The organism is Janibacter anophelis NBRC 107843 (genome assembly GCF_001570945.1).
Lineage (GTDB): Bacteria > Actinomycetota > Actinomycetes > Actinomycetales > Dermatophilaceae > Janibacter > Janibacter anophelis.
Genome location: NZ_BCSQ01000076.1, coordinates 1 through 13537, shown reverse-complemented (window position 1 = coordinate 13537; position 13537 = coordinate 1). Strand labels below are relative to the sequence as shown.

Here is a 13537-nt window from a genome sequence, read left to right as displayed (position 1 = left end):
GCACCTCGACCCACGTGACGATTTGGATGCTTGCGCCATGCAGGCATATGGTTGATGGGTGCACACAACCACCCCACACCACACGGGCCAGCTCCAGGAGACGCTGGGTCGGGTCTTCGGGCAGTTCGCGAGGATGATCGCCCGTCGGCAGGCCACCGACCCCCAGGCGATGGGTCGCACCGACTACGCCCTCCTCGGGGTCCTCGAGCACTGCCCCCACGAGCCCGGCATCCGCATCTCCAAGCTCGCGGGCGCGCTCGGCCACGACCTGTCGACGATCAGCCGCCGGGTCAGCCACCTCGAGGGGTATGACCTCCTCGAGCGGCTGCCCGACCCGAGCGACGGGCGCGCCTGCACCGTGCGCCTCACGGCCGCCGGGCGCACGACCCTCCACGAGGAGCGCGTCGCCCGCACCGGGATGCTCGGCACGATCCTCGGCGACTGGCCGCAGGCCGACGTGGCCGAGCTCGACCGTCTCCTCACCCGCCTGAGCCACGACCTCGCCGCCGACGCCGAGGCCTGGCTCCCCCCTTCGCACCAGAGCTCCGGAAGGAGCGCCTCTTGAGCACCTCCCCCGCCCCCTACAAGCTGTCCCCGGCCAACCAGCGGGTCTTCATCGGCCTCATGCTCGGCATGCTCGTCGCCTCGGTCAGCCAGACCATCGTCGGGCCGGCGCTGCCGCGCATCGTCTCCGAGCTCGGCGGCATGGACCACTACAGCTGGGTCGCCACCGCGGCCATGCTCGTCTCCGCCGTCACCGTGCCGATCGTCGGCAAGTTCTCCGACCTCTACGGCCGGCGCGCCTTCTACCTCGGCGGCATCGTCGTCTTCATGATCGGCTCGGTCATCTCCGGCTTCGCCCAGGACTTCTGGATGCTCGTCGGAGGTCGCGCCGTGCAGGGCCTCGGCATGGGCACGCTCATGCCGCTGTCGCAGACGATCATCGGCGACATCATCCCGCCGCGTCAGCGGGGCAAGTACCAGGGCCTCATGGGCGCCGTCTTCGGCGTCACCTCGGTCGCCGGGCCGCTCGCCGGTGGCGTCGTCACCGACCACCTCGGCTGGCGCTGGCTCTTCTTCGTCACCCTGCCGATCGGCGTCGTCGCGCTCTTCTTCATCGCGCGCTTCCTCCACGTGCCGCACACCCCGCGCAAGGCGCCCATCGACTACCTCGGCATCTCGACCCTGACGACCGGACTCGTCGCGCTGCTGCTTGCCGTCTCCTTCGGTGGCAGCACGTGGGCCTGGGGCTCCACCGAGTCGCTGTCCCTCTTCGCACTGAGTGCCGTGGCCCTCGTCGCCTTCGTCCTGGTCGAGCGCCGCGCCGAGGAGCCGGTCCTGCCGCTGCGGCTCTTCGCCGACCGCACGATCAGCCTGAGCCTCGTCGCCGCCTTCGGTGTCGCGATGGTCATGTTCGGCGCGATCATCTACATCCCCGTCTACGCCCAGGGCGTCATCGGGGTCAACGCGACCAACTCCGGCCTGATCCTCATGCCGCTCATGCTCGGCTTCATCGTCTGCGGCATCGTCACCGGGATGCTCATCACCCGCACCGGGCGCTACCTGCCCTTCATGCTCACGGGCATCGCGATCATGGCCGTCGGCGTCTTCCTCCTCACGCGTCTGGACCACAACGCGACGAGCCTGCAGCTGACCGGCTCGATGGTCGTCATCGGCATCGGCCTGGGCATGGCGATGCAGCAGTACACGCTCGTGGTGCAAAACGCGGTGACCCGCAGCGACATGGGCGTCGCCACGGCCTCGACCCAGTTCTTCCGCAACGTGGGTTCGACCGTCGGCATCGCCATCTTCGGTGCGGTCATGTCGAGTGGGCTGCAGGAGCGCATCGCCTCGCACCTGCCCGGTGGCATGCCGGCTGGCGCGCAGCAGATGGACGCCGGCGCCGTGCTCGACCCGGCCGCGCTCTCCCAGCTGCCGCCCACCGTCGCCGAGGCCGTCCGGTGGGGCCTGGCCGAGCAGCTGCACGACGCCTTCATGCTCGGGCTGCCGATCCTCGCGGTCGTCTTCGTCGCGACGATGTTCATCCCCAACCGTCCGCTGCGCGAGACCAACGACGAGCACCCCGTCGAGGACGCGGGGCAGCACGTGCTCGATGCCTACGCCAGCGAGTCCGGCGAGAGCGACCCGCGGGGCGCCGAGCCGGCGGCAGTCGGGACCGCGCGGGGCTGACCCCGTTCGTCCGCACTGCAGCCCTGTCCCCGCGACTCGCGCGGACAGGGCTCGGTCCACCTACTCGCGGGCACGACCACATGCTCGCCCGTCCGCCCGCGTGCCCACACCGCAGACCGCGGGTCCGCGACAGCGCATCCCGCGAGCGTGTCGTCGTACCCTCGGCTCACCACGACCGCTCAACCGGGGGAGAGCGGCAGCCGGCGCTCGCTGGCGAAGCACCGCTCGCGCCCGTCGACCGGGTCGACGAAGCCCACCGTGCTCGCGAGCAGCTGGAGCGGTCGCGAGAAGTCGTCGACCGACACCTCGTGCACCTCCGGGTAGAGGGGGTCGTCGACGATCGGGATGCCGAGGTCGTGCAGGTGCAGGCGCAGCTGGTGGGTACGGCCGGTGTGCGGGGTCAGCCGGTAGACCGCGAGGTCACCGTCGCGCGCCTCGACGTCGATCTGCGTCACGGCGTTGACCGGTGCACCGGGGACGACCTGCGCCTGCCACTGCCCTCGCGTCTTGCGGATGTGGTTGCGGACCGTGAGGGGGAAGTGCAGGTCCTCCCGCCACGGCGCGAGCGCCAGGTAGGTCTTGTCGACCTGCCGGTCGGCGAAGAGGGTCTGGTACGGGCCGCGCCACCGGCGCTCGGTCGCGAGCAGGAGCACCCCCGAGGTCACCCGGTCGAGGCGGTGGAGCGGGGAGAGCTCGGGCAGCCCCAGCTCGTCGCGCAGCCGGACCACGACGCTCTGGCGCACGTGCCGCCCCCGCGGGATCGTCGAGAGGAAGGGCGGTTTGTCGACGACGACGAGCCGCTCGTCCCGGTGCAGGACCGTCAGCTCGCCGGGCACCTCGGGCTCGTCCCGCAGATCCCGGTGGAACCACACGAAGGTGTGCGGCCGGTAGGGGTCCTCGGGCAGCACCGCCCGGCCGTCCCCGTAGACGAACCTCTCCTCGGCGAGCATGCCGTCGACGTCGACCCCGACGGGGCACTTGTGCCCCAGCCAGGCGGCCATCGTCGTCCACGGGCGCGGACGTCCGTGGTCGTGGTCCGGCGTGCGCACCCAGGCAGCATCGAGCCCGTGACGGGCGGGCAGCGGGGAACGAGGGGGCACGCGGCGAGAGTAGGCGCTGCGGACCCGCTGCGGAATGTTTGATTTTCAACTACTGTTGTCACAGGCGACCACAACCGAAGGAGCACCCGATGCCCGCCGTGACCGTCGACGACATCCTCACCCTGCCCCGCGTCACCCAGCCGCTGCCCGACACCGTCTCGCGGCCCGTGCTGTCGGTGAGCACCGCGCCCAAGAGCTTCGAGGGCGAGGGCTTCCCCGTGCGCCGCGCCTTCGCCGGTGTCGACATGGCCCGGCTCGACCCCTTCATCCACATGGACCAGATGGGTGAGGTCGAGTACGCGCCCGGCGAGGCCCGCGGCACGAGCTGGCACCCGCACCACGGCTTCGAGACGGTCACCTACATCATCGATGGCACCTTCGCCCACGAGGACACCCACGGCGGTGGCGGCCTGATCACCGACGGTGACACCCAGTGGATGACCGCCGGGTCGGGTCTGCTGCACATCGAAGCTCCGCCGGAGGAGCTCGTCGTGAGCGGTGGTGTCTTCCACGGCCTCCAGCTGTGGGTCAACCTGCCGAGCCACCAGAAGATGTCCGACCCGAAGTACCAGGACATCCGCTCCGGGCAGGTCGGCCTGCTCTCCAGCCACGACGGCGGCGCACTGCTGCGCGTCATCGCCGGCGAGCTCGACGGTCACGAGGGCCCCGGCATCACGACGACCCCGATCTCGATGATCCACACGACGATCGCCCCGGGTGCGCGGATGCACATCCCGTGGCGCGAGGACTTCAACGGCCTGGCCTACGTGCTCTCCGGCCGGGGCGTCGTCGGTCCCGACCGTCGCCCGATCCGCGAGGGCCAGCTGGCCGTCTTCGGCGCCGGCGGCGCGCTCGAGATCGCGGCCGACGACCAGCAGGACTCGCGCAGCGCGTCGCTCGAGGTGATCCTGCTCGGCGGCCGACCCATCCGCGAGCCCGTCGCGGCCTACGGCCCCTTCGTCATGAACACCCGCGAGGAGCTCGTCACGGCCTTCGAGGACTTCCAGGCCGGGCGTCTGGGCGTCATCCCCAAGACGCCCAAGGTCCGCCCTGCCCTCGAGATCGCCGAGGCCATGGCGAAGGGCGGACACCCCGGCCACGATGTGCTCTGAGGAGCCCCGCGAGCCACTGCAGCACCGGCCAAGGTGAGCGCGTCAGCGGGTCAGCTGCTGCAGTGAGACGTGGACGGTGGCCGGGTCGCCCGGCTCGATGAGCACGAAGCGGCCCCAGAGTCCGCCGTTGCCGGTCGAGGCGCTGCACCCGCGGGTCTCGGGTCCGGCGTCGAGGTCGCCGAGGAGCTCTTGGTGCATCTTCGGCACGAAGGACTGCCGTCCGGCGCCGCCCATCGGCTCGCAGATCGCCTCGGCCTGCTCCCTCGGCGCGGTGAAGGTCAGCGCCCACGCGTGCCGTCGATCGGGCAGGTCCGCGGACGTGATCCGCACACCCTCGGCGCCAGCAGGCAGCTCGAGACCGGCCTGCTGCATCGCGTCGCCGGGGCTCGGGACGTCCTCGGTGCCCTCGTCACCTCCGAAGGGAAGCATCGAGCAGGCGCTCAGCGTCAGGGCGAGCGCCCCGATGACGAAGAAGGTCCGCACAGTCACTTGATCTCCCCTGATGTCGACATGGTCGAGGATTCACCGTACATCTCGAATTCCTTGGCGATGCCGGCCCGGTGCAGGGACGCCAGCTGGGCGTCGGTGACGGTGAGCGGACCGATCGGCGTCTGCTTGGAGCCGTCCCAGTTGTACTGGTCCTGGTAGGTGACAGACGTGTCCATCTCGTAGCGGTACGGGCCGCCGGGCTCGCTCGGCGGGTACACCGTGATCGATCCCGTCTGGCTGTACTCCATGCCGCCCGTCGCGTAGAACCAGTCGGCGCTCTCGGCCGAGGTGATGTAGTACGAGTCCCACGGCGTGCTCACCGGATACGTGATCGGCCCGGTGATCCCCCGGGACCTGGCGTCAGCCACGGCATCTGCCGCAAGGTCCTCCCGCCGGGCGGCGGCCTGCTCGTCGAGGCCCGGTACGTCCTCGAGCATCTGGTCGACGTCCTGCTCGAGGGGCTCGCCGTTGTTGTCCAGGAAGTGGTCGAGGTTCTGCGAGGCATGGGGCCAGTCGTCGGACTTCAGGTCGGCACCGACCCTCGCCGCCTGGTGCACCGAGTGGTCGATCGGGCCGGCGAACTCCGAGTCGTGCTCACCGGCACCCCCGTCCACAGGGGTCCACGGCGGAGGATCGGGCTCGTCGTCCAGGGAGGTTCCCGGGACCGGCTCACCGAGAGCGGGGCCCGCCTCGGGCCGCTCCTCGCCCGGGAGGCTCTCGGGCGTGCGGTGGGGTCGGTCCCACGAGTCGCGGCCGGGTCGGTTGTCCTGCTCCGTCCGGGCGTCGCCCGGCGCCTCACGCGTGCGGTCCCCCGGCTCCTGTCGGTCACGCTGACCTGACATCTCCGCGGCGACCGGCGGGACCTGGGAGGGCGGTCCCACCGCGGGGACGACACCGGGAGTGCCAGGGCCCGTCGCACCACTGCCCTTGTCCTGTTGGTCAGCCTGCTCCACGGCCTGCCGGGCAAAGGTGCGCAGGCGGTCGGCAGCCTCGCCCGTGACGGACTCCACGTGCTGCCAGCTGCCGGTGAAGTGCTCGAGGTCGGGTCCCGCCCACGCCTGCGAGAGCAGCCCCAACATCCCTGCGCCGCGCGGACCGATGTCCGTGAGGACCTCTGCCTGGCGGTTCAGCTCGAGACCGATCTGGCGCAATCTGGCCGTGTCGGCCCCATGGCTCACCGGCATGGACTTCCCCCTTCGTCTGGACCCGGCCACCGTAGGAGGATCCGCCGGACGGCTCCATGGGGAGGACTACCCGCTCGGGCAGCCGGACGTGGACGAGACCGTCCGCTCCGTCCTCAGGCGAAGGGGTCCTGCCCCCGCTTGAACGCCGCCCGGGCCCTGCCGCCGCGGCCGATCGCGGCCCACCGCTTGCGGGCGGCGGCGCGGGCCACGGGGTCGGTGCGCATGGCGATCCACGCCGCCTCGCGCTGGAGCTTGCCCCAGCTGTGCCAGCGACGCTCGTCGAGCTCGCCGGCGGCCAGCGCGGCCTGCACCGCGCACCCGGGCTCGGTCTCGTGGGCGCAGTCGGCGAAGCGGCACGACGCGATGAGTTCCTCGACGTCGGGGAAGGTCAGCGCCACGCCCTCGCCGTCGTCGTGCAACCCGATCGAGCGCAGGCCGGGGGTGTCGATGAGGACCCCGCCACCGGCGAGCGGGATGAGCTCGCGCGCGGTGGTCGTGTGCCGTCCCTTGCCGTCCTGGCGCGTGTCCGAGACGGCCTGGACCGGTTGTCCCGCAAGGACGTTGACCAGCGTGGACTTGCCCGCACCGGACTGACCGATGAGGGCGGTCGTCCCGCCGGCAAGGGTGGCGGCGAGCACGTCGACACCTTCCCCGGTCTCCGCGGAGACGACGAGGACACCGGCGCCGGGGGCGGCCGCCTCGACCTCCGCGCGCGTCTCGTCGGGGTCGAAGGCGAGGTCGGCCTTGGTCAGCACGACGATCGGTTGGGCGCCGGACTCCCACGCGACGACGAGGTAGCGCTCGATCGTCGACAGGTTGACCTTGGTCTCGAAGGGCACCGCCACGAGCACGTGGTCGAGGTTGGCCGCCATGACCTGCGCGTCGGACCGCTCACCGGCTGCCTTGCGCACGATCGAGGTGCGCCGCGGCAGCACGACCCGCACGACGTCGCCGTCGGGGCGGCGCTCCAGGCCCACCCAGTCGCCGGTCGTCGGCTGGTCCTCGAGCTCGGTGCCGGCGGGCAGGCGCACGAGCGCGGGCAGTGCGCCGGCGGCGGTGTGGACGGTGACGCGGCCGCGGTCGACACGGCCGACGCGCCCCGGCTCCAGGACGAAGGGGGCGCCGCTCGCCGCCTCGTCGAGGGCGGCGGCGCTCCCGGCGTCCCAGCCGAGGTCGGTGAGGGTGGTGGTCTCGCTCATCCGGACCACGGTGGCATCGGGTGGCCGTCCGCGGCCACTGGTTTTTCGGGGTCAGGCGCGGTTGCGTCGCACCATCCACACGACGAGCCCGACGACGAGGACCACGACGGCGAAGCAGCACAGGCCCGACCCGAGCGAGGCCACGATGATGCCGCCGGTCGGGCTGTCGGCGCCCACGACGAAGGGAGCCGTGCAGCTGACCGTGTGCTCGCCCGCCTCGCGGGCCTCGAAGCTCATGACGCGCTCGAGCGTCCGGTCGCCCCAGGTCATCGTCGCGTCACCCGTGGAGGAGTCGGCCACCGCTCCGGACGGACCGTCGACGGTGCAGCTCGTGCCCGGCGTCTGCGACCAGACGGCCGCCTCCTCGCCCTGCTCGAGCTGGACGGCGTACGGCGCGGTCTGCTCCGGCTGGTCGGCGAGGTCCTGGACCGGGCCGAGCGCCATGACGGCACCGATGATGATCAGCACGAGCGCGACGAGGAGCATGGCCGCGCCGACGAGCAGGATCCAGGGACGGCTCTTGCGGGGTTGCGGGTACGCGGAACTCATGTCCGCAGCCTATGCAGGGAGCGCTCGGATGGGGCCGGTCAGGTGCCGACCCGGCGGCGGGAGGGTCCACCGAGTGCGGCCCAGACGGTCGTCTGCTTGTCGTCACGCTGCACGCCCCACTCGTGGGCGATGCTGCGCACGATCCGCAGCCCGCGCCCGGACGTGGCCCACACCTGCCGCGGGGCGGGCGCCGGCTCGGTCTCGGCGCCCCCGTCGCTCACCTCGATCTCGACGGCGTCGCCGCGCGCCTTCCAGTGGATGCGCACGGTGCGGTCGGACAGCGGCGAGGCGTGGCGGAGGGAGTTGGTCACCAGCTCCGTGGCGACCAGTTCGGCCTCGCTGACGATCTCCTCCGAGACACCGCGGGCGACGAGGTCGAGGGCGACCGCCTCACGCACGCGCGTGACGGTCTGCAGCTCCCACCGGGCGCGGATCGTGCGGGCCTGTCCCCGCCCGATCTCACCGCCGAAGGAGTCGACGGTCCGCTCGTCCCCGGTGTCGTCGTGTGCCTGGCCCATGTGCTTGCGGGTCCCTTCGTCGCGATCGCTGGCCCGCACATTGTCCCTGCAACGGCGGTGCGGCCCAACCCGGCCGCGCCGGAGGGCCTACGCTGACCGCCATGGGCAAGGCATCTCGTCGCAAGAAGGACACGCAGGGCAGGACCCCCAAGGTCGCCCCGGCACCGTACGTCGCACGTCCCTTCGAGGGGCTGCCGGGTGAGCCCGACTGGGTGGCCGCCTACGAGATCCTGCCCGCCGCGACGGCGACCCTGACGCTCAAGGCCGACGCGGTGCCCGAGGGCTCCCCCGAGACCGTCACGCTCGCGAGCGTGCTGCCGATGGCCTGGCCGGCCCTGCGTCGTCAGACCGGTGAGGTCCTCATCGCCAGCCAGTCCGGCTCGAGCAGCGGCGACCCCAGCCGTGACCTCGCCCAGGCTCTGCTCACCGCCCTCGCGGCCGAGCCGGGCGCCCCGATCCAGCAGCTGCCGCGCAGCACCGCCGAGACCCCGCGGCTGCAGGAGCTGATCGAGGCCGACGCCCCCTTCGAGATCACCGTGCACGAGGGCTTCGACTTCTGGGTCGACGGTCAGGAGGTCACCGGCGAGGCCGCGGCGTCGCTGGAGCGCGCCAACGAGTCGGTCGTGCCGACCGTCGCGATCGCCGGCACCCCGAGCACCTACTGGTGCCGCATCGGGGACCGCACCTACATCCGCCACGTCCTCGCCGACGACGAGGACACCGCCACCGCGGCCCTGGCCCGGCTCCAGGCGAAGGGGGAGGCCAACCTCGACGAGGAGCGTCGCCTGCTCGGCGCCTTCCGCGCCGGTGGCCTGCTCGTGCCGGTCTGGGAGGTTGCGCCCGACTCCGACCCGTCGGAGCACGAGAGCGCGGTCGCCGACTTCGCCGCGCGGTACGCCACGGCTGTCGCGTCCACCGACGAGCTCACCGCCGAGGAGCGCCGGGCCCGGTCCGGTCTGCTCTCGCGGCAGGTGACGCTGCGCTGACCATGACGCCGCGGGTGGCCGCGATCGTGCCGGCCAAGGACGAGGCCGACCGCGTCGCCGCGACCGTCACGGCGCTGCTCGGCCTCGAGCCCGTCGACCTCGTCGTCGTCGTCGACGACGGGTCGAGCGACCGCACGGCACAGGTCGCCGCGGCGACCCCGGCGATCGTCGTGCGCCACCAGACCAACCTCGGCAAGGCCGCCGCGCTCGAGACCGGCGTGCTCCGGCTCGCCGAGGAGGAGACCCGCACCGGCAGCGACCCGCACCTGCTGCTCTTCGCCGACGCCGACCTCGGCGACTCGGCGGCCAACCTCGAGCCGCTGCTGCAGCCCGTGCTCGCCGGCACCGCCGACCTGGCCGTGGCCAACATCCCGCGCAGCGCCTCCTCACTCGGGTCCGGACGCGTCGTGCGGCTGGCCCGCGCGCAGATCGAGGCGATGACGGGGCGCACGATGGAGCAGCCGCTCAACGGCATGCGGGCCCTGACGCGTGAGACCTTCGCCGACGCGACCCCGCTCGCGACCGGGTGGGGTGTCGAGGCGGCCATGCTCGTCGACGTGCTGCGGGCCGGGCGGCGGGTGGTCGAGGTCCCCGTCGAGCTGACCCACCGGCGCACCGGCCACGACCTCAAGGGGCGCCTGCACCGGGCGATGCAGCTGCGGGACGTCTCGACCGCACTGCTCGCCCGGCGATTCCTCTCGTGACGCCGCAGCGCGCCGACCGCGACCCGCTGGGGCTGGCCCTGCTCGCGGCCGCGATCGGCCTGCTGCTGCTCGTCGGGGCGAGCGGCACCTCCGTCGCGGTCCCACCGCTCGGCCCGGACGGCTGGGCTCCCCCTTCGCTCCCGTGGCGGCTCGGCGGCTGGACCGTCGTCGCGCTCCAGACCACGGGGTACGTCCTCGGCGGGCTCTCGCTGTGGCGGCACGTGCGCCGGCCGACCCCCCTTCGCCTGCGGTGGTGGCAGCTGGCGCTGCTCGCGGCGCTCGTCCTCCTCACCGCGCCCTTCGGCACCGCGGACCACACCAACTACGCCGCCTACGGCCGGATCCTCGTCGAAGGGGGCGACCCCTGGTCCGTCGTCCCCGCGGACTGGCGCGGTGGGACGGACCCGGTCGTGGACCGCGTGCAGCACCCGTGGCGCGAGGCGACGAGCGTGTACGGGCCGGTCGGCACCTGGCTGATGGGACTGGCTGCCTGGCTCGGCGGGGAGGTCGCCCGGCAGGTCGTGTGGGTCTGGCAGGTGCTCGTCGTCGCCGCGTGGCTGGGCACCCGCGAGCTGCTCGTGCGGCTCGGGACGCATCGACCCACGGTCGACCGCTGGTGGACGACCAATGTCCTCGTCCTCGGCGCGGGGGTCCTCGGCGCGCACGTCGACACGCTCGCGGTCTGCGCCATGGCCGCCGCCCTCGGGCTCGGTCTGGCCCACCGGCCGCTGCTCGCCGGGCTGGCGACCGGGCTCGCCGCGAGCACCAAGCTGACCGCCGGCGTCGTCGGCGTCGCCCTCCTCTGGGCCCTGCTCGCGCGGTCCCAGAACGCGCATCTCCCCGGGGAAATGCGCGCACCCAGCGCCCAGGACGCGCATCCGCCCGGGGAAATGCGCGCACCCAGCGCCCAGGACGCGCATCCGCCCGGGGAAATGCGCGGGGGGTGGCGGTCGAGGCGCCCGGCGGCCTCGGCCGTGGCCCCGGCTCTGCGGCTCATCGGCGGGACGCTCCTCGTCCTCGTGCCCGCGCACCTGCTCATCGGCGCCCACGCCCTGCGGCGGATCACCGAGGCCGGCGGCGGGATCTCCTACGCCATGCCGTGGCGTGCGGTGTACACGGCGCTCGACCTCGCCACCTCCGAGCCGGTCGCCCGGACCGCGACGACATGGCTCGCCGCCGGCGGGTGCGTCCTGCTCGCCATCGCCCTGTGGCGGCTCACCGACGGACTGACCGAGGTGGTCGCGGTGCGCGCCCTCTTCGTGCTGACGACCGCGTACTCGCTCGGCGCCGGCTACGTCCTGCCGTGGTACGAGTTGCCCCAGTGGCTCGCCACGGCGGTCCTGCTCGGCCTGCTCTCGGCGGAGGGGTGGCGCCGCTTCCGCCCACTGCTGCTCCTGCTCGTCGCCCGCTCGACCGTGCTCGCGCTCGCGTACGTCCCGGGCCGGGTGCAGCTGCCCGACGACGTCGAGACGGTGACGCTGGGATTCCGCTTCGTCGCCTCACCGCTCGCGACGCTCGCCGTGTGGGTCGCGCTGGCCGTCATGTATCGACGGGCACGCACGGTCTGGTCGGGTGTCACCGCGCGGCCGTAGACTTCAGGTCCGGCCGGGGAGATCGGGGATCGACATGCTGTGTGGCACCTGCGGGACATCGGGGACGGGCACCTTCTGCGCCAGCTGCGGCGCACGGCTGAGCCCGGTCGAGCCGGATCCGGCCGACAGCTTCTGGGATGACGACCAGCCGACGCTCGCCCAGCAGCCGACTGCGGCCGCGCCTCCGCCAGCCGCCCCACCCGAGACCTCGTGGGAGGACTGGCTCGTCACCCAGCAGCCCGCCTCGCCCCCACCATCCCCCGGGGCGGCGCCCTTCGCCCAACCGACGACCGGCGGGCCCCCCGGGTACGGCCCACCCCCTCCCCGGGGTGGCGGGCCCGGCGTGCTCGTCGCAGCCGCCGTGGTGGCCGGCATCCTGCTCCTGACGATCGGTGGTGGTACGGCGTGGTGGCTGACCTCCCGCGACGACGACCCCACGGTCGCCGTGGGCGCCTCGACGAGCACCGCCTCGACGGTGACGGTGACCTCGACCCCGGCACCACCCCCTTCGCCGCCGACCACGACCACGACCACCGTGACCACCACGTCGGCCCCGGCCTCCGCCGCGGACCAGCTCGCCGACCTGCGCGACGAGTCGCTCGGCCGGCTCGTCACCGACGACCGGTGGGCGGTGAGCCTGTCCGCCAAGCAGGACGGCACCCGCGACGAGCGGCAGCTGACGGGCAGCGGGTCGCACGTCTTCCGCCTGCCGGACATCCTCGAGCTGCACCAGGGCCTCGAGCTCCTCTACTCGGGCGATGCGTCGGTCTACCTGCTGAAGGCCGAGGACCTCGGCAGCACGGCCGGCCCCGAGGACGACAAGATCTGGATGACGATCGTCGATCCCGGGCTGCTCGACTCGCGCGAGGACGCCGAGACGTGGTGTGCGGGCCAGTTCCCCTGGCTCGACGGCGACGACCTGTCCAACGCCTGCTACCCGCGGCAGCTCACGACGCCCTGATCGCGCTCCGCCCCTCCTGCGGCGCGCTGCCCGTGCCCACCCACAGCACCACGAGCGCCGGGGCGAGGACGAGCGCCGCGGCCGCCGGGATCGCCGTGCCCGAGTCGTTGAGCAGGAACCCCACCGTCAGCGCAACGACGAGTGCCGTCAGCCCGATCCGCAGCCCCGGGTGGGCGTCGAGGACGGGACGCAGCCGCTGGCCCACGACCCCGTCCGGCCGCGCGAGCACCCAGATGACGGCGATGAGCACGACGGGCACGAGCAGGGCCGCGCGCTCCGGTCCGAGGAGCAGGTCGATGTTGGTCTGCAGCTTGCGCACGATGATCCCCCAGGCCTCGCCGTCGAGCAGCCGCTGGAAGAAGCGGCCGAGGTGGGTGCGCTGCTCCTCCGGTCGCAGCCAGTCGGCCCCCGCCATCGCGAGGAAGCCCAGACCGGTCGCGAGCGCGATGCCGACCACCTTGAACCAGCTCAGCCGCACCCCCGCCATGGCGAGCACGAGGTAGCCGACCGACGGGATGAGCGCGAGCGCCCCGCCGCCGTCGGCCCCCAGCCACGCGTCGACGAGGAAGGTCGCGGCTCCGATCACCGCGACCGCGACCACCGCCGCGCGGCGCCGTCCCGCCGCGAGCAGCGGACTCGCCACCGCGGTCATGAGGAGGAAGGCCGCGGCGACGAAGATCGCGAAGGGCACGTTGCCGAACCCGTGGAAGCGCCCGCCGTCGAGCGGCAGCAGACCGAGGACGGACAGCATCGTCATCCGGCCCCCGAGCAGCAGGTCGCCCGCGAGGACCAGCCAGGTCAGGCCGGCGACGAGTCCGACCGGCACGAGCGCGGGCGCGAAGGGGGAGGCGGGCGCCCCCCTTCGCCCCAGCGCGAGCAGTCCGGCCAGCGTGACCGCGACGATCGCGAGGTCGATGACGACGAGCCGCGGGACGAAGCCCGCGAGCGGGCTC

13 protein-coding genes and 1 pseudogene are annotated in these 13537 nt (G+C 73.0%); 7 read left to right on the top strand and 7 right to left on the bottom strand.

What is annotated here, in order from left to right:
- Positions 1–58 precede the first annotated feature (58 nt).
- A complete protein-coding gene (locus tag JAN01S_RS15180) occupies positions 59–565 on the top strand; it encodes a MarR family winged helix-turn-helix transcriptional regulator (RefSeq protein WP_157075793.1) in 507 nt (168 codons plus the stop codon).
- A complete protein-coding gene (locus JAN01S_RS15175) occupies positions 562–2190 on the top strand; it encodes an MDR family MFS transporter (protein ID WP_068319484.1) in 1629 nt (542 codons plus the stop codon). The genes JAN01S_RS15180 and JAN01S_RS15175 overlap by 4 nt, the downstream gene beginning before the upstream one ends.
- 179 nt (positions 2191–2369) lie before the next feature.
- Here the strand turns inward: JAN01S_RS15175 and JAN01S_RS15170 are convergent, their stop codons facing one another.
- Positions 2370–3290 (bottom strand): pseudouridine synthase, encoded by a 921-nt coding sequence (locus JAN01S_RS15170; protein ID WP_068319483.1) that lies wholly within the window; start codon positions 3288–3290, stop codon positions 2370–2372.
- A gap of 89 nt (positions 3291–3379) precedes the next feature.
- Between JAN01S_RS15170 and JAN01S_RS15165 the strand changes: the two genes are divergently transcribed.
- Positions 3380–4402 (top strand): pirin family protein, encoded by a 1023-nt coding sequence (locus JAN01S_RS15165; protein ID WP_174522301.1) that lies wholly within the window; start codon positions 3380–3382, stop codon positions 4400–4402.
- A gap of 42 nt (positions 4403–4444) precedes the next feature.
- On the opposite strand, the gene JAN01S_RS15160 is transcribed toward JAN01S_RS15165, so the two are convergent.
- The 5 genes from JAN01S_RS15160 to JAN01S_RS15140 all read right to left on the bottom strand — a co-directional run bounded on the left by JAN01S_RS15160 (position 4445) and on the right by JAN01S_RS15140 (position 8380).
- The gene (locus JAN01S_RS15160) at positions 4445–4891 is read right to left on the bottom strand and encodes a hypothetical protein (RefSeq protein ID WP_157075792.1); all 447 of its coding nucleotides are present in this window, start codon (positions 4889–4891) and stop codon (positions 4445–4447) included.
- Complete coding sequence (locus JAN01S_RS15155; RefSeq protein ID WP_157075791.1) at positions 4888–6075, bottom strand: chromosomal replication initiator protein DnaA; 1188 nt, start codon at positions 6073–6075, stop codon at positions 4888–4890. The genes JAN01S_RS15160 and JAN01S_RS15155 overlap by 4 nt, the downstream gene beginning before the upstream one ends.
- Before the next feature lie 113 nt (positions 6076–6188).
- Positions 6189–7274 (bottom strand): ribosome small subunit-dependent GTPase A, encoded by a 1086-nt coding sequence (gene rsgA / locus JAN01S_RS15150; RefSeq protein ID WP_068319477.1) that lies wholly within the window; start codon positions 7272–7274, stop codon positions 6189–6191.
- 51 nt (positions 7275–7325) lie between these two features.
- A complete protein-coding gene (locus JAN01S_RS15145) occupies positions 7326–7823 on the bottom strand; it encodes a hypothetical protein (RefSeq protein ID WP_068319475.1) in 498 nt (165 codons plus the stop codon).
- Between the two features lie 38 nt (positions 7824–7861).
- Entirely contained in the window at positions 7862–8380 is a 519-nt protein-coding gene (locus tag JAN01S_RS15140) for an ATP-binding protein (RefSeq protein WP_306305676.1), read from the bottom strand.
- A 62-nt stretch (positions 8381–8442) separates the two neighbouring features.
- On the opposite strand from JAN01S_RS15140, the gene JAN01S_RS15135 reads away from it, so the two are divergent.
- The 4 genes from JAN01S_RS15135 to JAN01S_RS15120 are packed head-to-tail and all read left to right on the top strand — an operon-like array spanning position 8443 to position 12584.
- Positions 8443–9327, top strand: coding sequence for a DUF5926 family protein (locus JAN01S_RS15135; protein ID WP_068319468.1), 885 nt, complete (start codon positions 8443–8445; stop codon positions 9325–9327).
- Positions 9328–9329: 2 nt separating this feature from the next.
- The gene (locus tag JAN01S_RS15130) at positions 9330–10031 is read left to right on the top strand and encodes a glycosyltransferase family 2 protein (RefSeq protein ID WP_068319466.1); all 702 of its coding nucleotides are present in this window, start codon (positions 9330–9332) and stop codon (positions 10029–10031) included.
- Positions 10028–11623 (top strand): glycosyltransferase family 87 protein, encoded by a 1596-nt coding sequence (locus JAN01S_RS15125; protein WP_068319464.1) that lies wholly within the window; start codon positions 10028–10030, stop codon positions 11621–11623. Before JAN01S_RS15130 ends, JAN01S_RS15125 begins: the two co-directional genes overlap by 4 nt.
- A gap of 34 nt (positions 11624–11657) precedes the next feature.
- The gene (locus tag JAN01S_RS15120; RefSeq protein ID WP_157075790.1) at positions 11658–12584 is read left to right on the top strand and encodes a hypothetical protein; all 927 of its coding nucleotides are present in this window, start codon (positions 11658–11660) and stop codon (positions 12582–12584) included.
- Here JAN01S_RS15120 and JAN01S_RS17240 read toward each other — a convergent pair.
- A pseudogene (locus tag JAN01S_RS17240) lies at positions 12571–13537 on the bottom strand (hypothetical protein); the annotation flags it as partial. The gene JAN01S_RS15120 and the pseudogene JAN01S_RS17240 sit on opposite strands and share 14 nt — an antisense overlap.

What these genes read in the sequence shown, in the direction of transcription:
- JAN01S_RS15120 (WP_157075790.1), top strand. Translation starts at nt 11,658, where the DNA reads ATGCTGTGTGGCACCTGCGGGACATCGGGGACGGGCACCTTCTGCGCC.
- JAN01S_RS15135 (WP_068319468.1), top strand. Translation starts at nt 8,443, where the DNA reads ATGGGCAAGGCATCTCGTCGCAAGAAGGACACGCAGGGCAGGACCCCC.
- JAN01S_RS15130 (WP_068319466.1), top strand. Translation starts at nt 9,330, where the DNA reads ATGACGCCGCGGGTGGCCGCGATCGTGCCGGCCAAGGACGAGGCCGAC.
- rsgA (WP_068319477.1), bottom strand. Translation starts at nt 7,274, where the DNA reads ATGAGCGAGACCACCACCCTCACCGACCTCGGCTGGGACGCCGGGAGC.
- JAN01S_RS15145 (WP_068319475.1), bottom strand. Translation starts at nt 7,823, where the DNA reads ATGAGTTCCGCGTACCCGCAACCCCGCAAGAGCCGTCCCTGGATCCTG.
- JAN01S_RS15165 (WP_174522301.1), top strand. Translation starts at nt 3,380, where the DNA reads ATGCCCGCCGTGACCGTCGACGACATCCTCACCCTGCCCCGCGTCACC.
- JAN01S_RS15155 (WP_157075791.1), bottom strand. Translation starts at nt 6,075, where the DNA reads ATGCCGGTGAGCCATGGGGCCGACACGGCCAGATTGCGCCAGATCGGT.